The sequence below is a fragment of the uncultured Clostridium sp. genome (genome assembly GCF_937920395.1).
Lineage (GTDB): Bacteria > Bacillota > Clostridia > Clostridiales > Clostridiaceae > Clostridium_AD.
On record NZ_CALEVF010000357.1, the window covers coordinates 1 to 3,138 of the forward strand.

Annotated in this window: 4 protein-coding genes and 1 pseudogene; all 5 read right to left on the reverse strand. The window is 30.4% G+C overall.

Translation table 11 applies throughout. The features are described 5' to 3' along the window. Window positions 1–638, reverse strand: a 638-nt coding sequence (gene ftsE / locus Q0649_RS20895; RefSeq protein ID WP_298846411.1) for a cell division ATP-binding protein FtsE, incomplete at its 3' end; no start/stop codon positions are given. Window positions 639–884: 246 nt separating this feature from the next. Then, window positions 885–1,232 carry a type II toxin-antitoxin system PemK/MazF family toxin gene (locus Q0649_RS20900; RefSeq protein ID WP_298846413.1) on the reverse strand — a complete coding sequence of 116 codons (348 nt, stop codon included), beginning with the start codon at window positions 1,230–1,232 and terminating at the stop codon, window positions 885–887. Further along, the gene (locus Q0649_RS20905) at window positions 1,192–1,512 is read right to left on the reverse strand and encodes a CopG family transcriptional regulator (protein WP_298846416.1); all 321 of its coding nucleotides are present in this window, start codon (window positions 1,510–1,512) and stop codon (window positions 1,192–1,194) included. Before Q0649_RS20905 ends, Q0649_RS20900 begins: the two co-directional genes overlap by 41 nt. Before the next feature lie 160 nt (window positions 1,513–1,672). After that, window positions 1,673–2,833 (reverse strand): alanine racemase, encoded by a 1,161-nt coding sequence (gene alr, locus Q0649_RS20910; RefSeq protein WP_298846418.1) that lies wholly within the window; start codon window positions 2,831–2,833, stop codon window positions 1,673–1,675. Window positions 2,834–2,871: 38 nt separating this feature from the next. Then, a pseudogene (locus Q0649_RS20915) lies at window positions 2,872–3,138 on the reverse strand (hypothetical protein); the annotation flags it as partial.

Here is a 3,138-nt window from a genome sequence, read left to right on the forward strand (position 1 = left end):
CCTTTTTCTATAGCGAGCACTCTCTTCTTCATAGCATCCACTATATTCTTAGCATGTGTTGCCATAACCACAGTGGTTCCTGCCTTGTTAATATCATTTAATATATCCATAATCCCTAATGCAGTTTCTGGATCTAAATTTCCTGTTGGCTCATCTGCTATTAGCAAAGTGGGATTGTTTACTATAGCCCTTGCAAGTGAAACTCTTTGTTTTTCTCCACCTGAAATCTCATTAGGAAAAGCCATATGTTTTTTGGAAAGTCCAACTAAATCTAAAACATAAGGTACCTTCTTTTTAATCTCCTTAGCAGAACATTCTGTAGCCCTAAGTGCAAATGCAACATTCTCATATATATTTAGAGTATCAATCAACCTAAAATCTTGGAAAACAACTCCGATTTTTCTCCTATAATATGGTATGTTTTTTCTACGTATAGTTGTTATATCTACATCATTTATAATAACACTACCCGTAGTTGGTTCTACTTCTTTTAAAAGTATTTTAACAAAAGTAGATTTACCCGCACCACTAGGCCCTACAAGGAATACAAATTCTCCCTTTTCGATTGTAATGTCAATATTTGACAAAGCTATTACATTATTATCATAAATCTTAGTTACTTTTTTCACTTGTATCATATTAAAATCTCCTTACCCCGTTTATAGAATTCATTACAGTAAATTCACTAATAACATTATAACATAGTGTCAATGCCCTTAATAAACTTTAATATAAAATTTTCGTGAATATTCTTTAAAATCATTATATGTTCTATTAAAAGCTCACTCAGCGTACAAACATGTTTCTATATTATTTCTTTGTGTTTCAGCAAAATCTTTACTGCTTAATAAAATAGATAAGGGTATTAAATACCCTTATCTATTTTATAAACCTACACTTACCAAAAGTGCTGTATCTACCTTTTTCATATCACTATCGGTCATATGACCTATTTTTTCTTTTAATCTCTTTTTATCTAACGTTCTTATTTGTTCTAGCAAAACCACTGAATCTTTGTTTAGACCATACTCTTCTGAAGAAATTTCAACATGAGTAGGGAGTTTCGCTTTATTTATCTGAGAAGTAATAGCTGCAATTATAATAGTAGGACTGTACTTATTACCAATATCATTTTGAAGTATAATAACTGGTCTAACCCCACCTTGCTCTGAGCCTACAACCGGACTCAAATCAGCATAAAATATATCTCCTCTTTTTACTATTGTTGTCATTTGACAAATCACTCTCCGAAAGCTTAACTTCGTATTCTTTAAAATCTTTGATATCTTTTTCAAAACCCATATTAGCTATTTTTAAATTTAACTCAGCCATTTCTAAATATCCTTGTTTCATTTTATCTACATAATTGACTCTTTTCTTTTCCTCAATATATAGTATTATAGCTTCCCTAATAAATACACTTCTTTTTTTACAATCTTTTTTAAGTGTCTTATTAAATTCAATGTAAAGTTCCTGCGAGAGGTTTATTACGAATTTTTTTGAAGTTGACATAGAAAATTTAATACCTCCTATTTAAGTAACACAACAATATGTATAAGTTAATTATAATTCAATCTATGTCACTCTGTCAAAGAGATTATTCGTTTATTCGCCTTTTTTCAACAAGTAATTTTACATAAAACTAGTTTATTCTACATTCTAACTAGGGGTATTATATATATTCTTTTATCTTTACTACCTCACCTTTTCTGATATATACTCTTGGAACTCGTTTTCCAATCATACAAACTATTTCATAACTTATTGTGCCTATTAACTCTCCAACAATATCTGCATCGAATTTATTATTTTCATCTTCACCTATTAATATTACCTCGTCTCCAACTTTTACTCCATCAACGTCTGTAATATCAATCATACACTGATCCATACAAATTTTTCCTATAACTGGAGCAAATTTACCCTTTATAATAACCTTTGCCTTCTGAAATAAAAGTCGTGTATATCCATCCGCATAACCGATTGGAAGTGTAGCTATAACACTCTCTTTCTCAGTTTTATATTTTCTTCCATAACCAACATATTCACCAGGTGGTAACGTTTTTATATGTACAACATTTGTTTTTAAAGTCATGACTGGTAATAAATCTAATTTTTCCTTATTTACCTCATCAGACGGATAGTAGCCATAAATTATTATCCCCGGCCTTACTGCCTCATAATGGATTTCTGGTAAATCTATAATAGCTGCACTATTTGCAATATGTCTTGTGTTTATGTAAACCTTTTTAGCTCTTAATTTTTCATAAAAATCATTAAATTTTTTCACTTGCATATTAGTATATGTCTTATCCTTTTCATCTGCAGTTGAAAAGTGGCAAAATAGACCTTCTATAACTATGTTTGGGAGTTTACTTATCTTGCATACTTCCCGTACACTCTCATCATTTGGTAAAAAACCTATTCTACCCATTCCAGTGTCTAAAGCTATGTGTATCTTTGTTATTTTATTTTCGTCTTGAGCCATCTTTGATAATTGTTTTGCAAATTCATATGAAAATACAGTTTGTTCGATATTATACTTTAATAGATTGTCTATAAGCTCCGGCGGTGTGAATCCTAATATCATTATTGGGCATTCTATGCCTGACCGTCTAAGTTCCACCGCTTCACTTAACATTGCAACTGCTAAACTATTTGCACCATTTTCAAGTAATACTGGAGCTACATCAACAGCCCCATGTCCATAGGCATCTGCCTTTACAACCGCTATGATTTTTTCACTTTTAGTTATTCGTCTAATCTCACGCATATTATGTGATAGATTATCTAAATCAACCTCAGCCCATGCAGGTCTTAAATGTTTAAACACTCTCTTCACCTCTTTTGGTTACTAAAATTTAATAAATATTATGGAATCTTAAACTCCGTAGGGTCAATTTTTACGTTAGCAAGGAAATTGGTATATGTTATATTAATTTTTTCTTTGCCGAAAGTATCATAAATAACCATTTTCTCTGGCAACATACTTTTATTATTAACATATAAAAGTCCATTGTTTATGTTTTTATTGTTCCCAGGAATAAATAATTTAATTACAGTATATTCAATATTATTTATATTTTTAGTAACATATTTTATTTCCTCATTAGTATACAATAATCCTATGTATTCACC

Coding starts and splice junctions, on each gene's coding strand:
- Q0649_RS20900 (WP_298846413.1), bottom strand. CDS start 1,232: ATGACAACAATAGTAAAAAGAGGAGATATATTTTATGCTGATTTGAGT.
- Q0649_RS20905 (WP_298846416.1), bottom strand. CDS start 1,512: ATGTCAACTTCAAAAAAATTCGTAATAAACCTCTCGCAGGAACTTTAC.